The sequence below is a fragment of the Moorena sp. SIO3I6 genome, assembly GCF_010672095.1.
The window spans coordinates 1-1,710 of the sequence record NZ_JAAHHU010001077.1 but is presented as its reverse complement, the minus strand read 5'-3'; the positions used below and the strand labels follow the sequence as shown (position 1 = coordinate 1,710).

At 43.7% G+C, this 1,710-nt stretch carries 3 protein-coding genes; 1 reads left to right on the top strand and 2 read right to left on the bottom strand.

Annotated features, from left to right (window positions below):
* Nucleotides 1-208: 208 nt before the first annotated feature.
* On the bottom strand, nucleotides 209-385 hold the full coding sequence (locus F6K49_RS46285; RefSeq protein WP_293065448.1) for a hypothetical protein: 177 nt from the start codon (nucleotides 383-385) through the stop codon (nucleotides 209-211).
* Between the two features lie 142 nt (nucleotides 386-527).
* A complete protein-coding gene (locus tag F6K49_RS46280) occupies nucleotides 528-1,151 on the bottom strand; it encodes a hypothetical protein (protein WP_293065445.1) in 624 nt (207 codons plus the stop codon).
* Nucleotides 1,152-1,169: 18 nt separating this feature from the next.
* Between F6K49_RS46280 and F6K49_RS46275 the strand changes: the two genes are divergently transcribed.
* A complete protein-coding gene (locus F6K49_RS46275) occupies nucleotides 1,170-1,391 on the top strand; it encodes a hypothetical protein (protein ID WP_293109172.1) in 222 nt (73 codons plus the stop codon).
* Nucleotides 1,392-1,710: the final 319 nt, after the last annotated feature.

The window sequence follows — 1,710 nt, the reverse complement described above, 5'->3', positions numbered from 1 at the left end:
GACCAAGTACTTGAGGCTCCGTTAACACGTTAAATTGCTGGGGGGTTTTCCCCCCGGCCAAACCATCCGGTCCAATCCCGTAGCGTGACCTTCGGCCAATCCCATAGGATCACGTCTGGATAAGTTATAAAACTGAATGACATAAGGTAAATTCCTAGCCGTGGATAGTATTTCTGCGGCTATTTTTTTTAAGGTTGAAGGTTGAAGGTTAGTTGGTTGAAGGTTGAAGGTTAGTTGGTTGAAGGTTAGTTGGTTGAAGGTTAGTTGGTTGAAGGTTGAAGGTTGGGATGTTGAAGGTTAGCTTCAGGGGTAGGGTGGGCAAATCAGTAGGTTGAAGGCGTAGGCGTAGGGTGGGCAAATTCTGAGAGTTTGACAATTTGATCATCAATCATGTCCATTTGCCCACCCTACTCATACTGTTCTCTGTTCCCTGTTCCCTATTCCCTGTTCCCTGCTCCCTGCTCCCTGCTCCCTAAAATCCATAAATTGTGTACCTCATGGGTATAAGAAAGGCGATATACAATTACCTAATTATCATTGCGGACGCGAAAATACTCCTGAAAGGGATGAGACAAAATGCCCAAAAGTTTGGCAGTGTCTCTAATATAGTATTCTTGCAGATCTATCCAGAGCAGCACCCCCTCTAAGCGAAGAAACTGCCAGATTAGACCAGTTGTCACAGCTCCAAAAATCGGCAAATTGACATTTTCTCTCTCGTTAAATCGTTGGGCTGCTACCATTTCGGCAATACACTGCGCCAAGCCTCCTTTAATATTTTCATTCTTGGCTTCAACTAAGGTAACAACAGGTCGGTGAATCTCATAAATTTCTCGTGAAGCGGTCAAAATAAAGTCACAATAACCGTTTAATCCTAACTCTGAATCAATATTGAATTCTGACCCAGAAAAAAAACCAACTTCATTATGAAAGATTTCCCTGATTTCTAATAATGTTGGAGCGATTAAGAGTTCAGACCGGGCTTTTTCTGTATTGATGGCATTGGCGAGAGGAATATTTCGTTGTAAGATTTGTTGTAAAAGTTCGCTAACTTCCACGGGAGCAATATCCGTAAACAAATTTTGCGACTCATCAATGTTTAAGTCAAACCGATTACACACTTCAGCAATGGATTTAAATTCACTGTAGGACATTGCTTATGCTCCAACAAGATGGCTTTAATTTTAAACATAGAACGTAAGCATTCAGCTAATGCGCTACGCGCACGCTGCGCGAACAGCTATCAGCAGTCAGCTATCAGCTATCAGCTATCAGCCATTGGCTATCAGCCATTGGCCGTAGTACATCAATCATGTCCATTTGCCCACCCTACCAGATCAGCGATCGCACTCAGTGGGGTAGGGTGGGCAAATCATCAACCATTAACCAATTGATCATAAATCTAGTCCATTTGCCCACCCTACTACAAGCAAGAGGTAGGGTGGGCAAATCATCAACCATTAACCAATTGATCATAAATCTAGTGCGTACGCATTCGGAGCGGGTAGGGTGGGCAAATTCTGTACCGAAGGCAATTTCATCATATATCCTGACTATTTGCCCACCCGACAAGTGCGTACGCATTCGGAGCGGGTAGGGTCGGCAAATACTATACCGAAGGCAATTTCATCATCAATCCTGACTATTTGCCCACCCTACTACAAGCAAGGGGTAGGGTCGGCAAATCATCAACCATTAACCAATAGTCGGGTA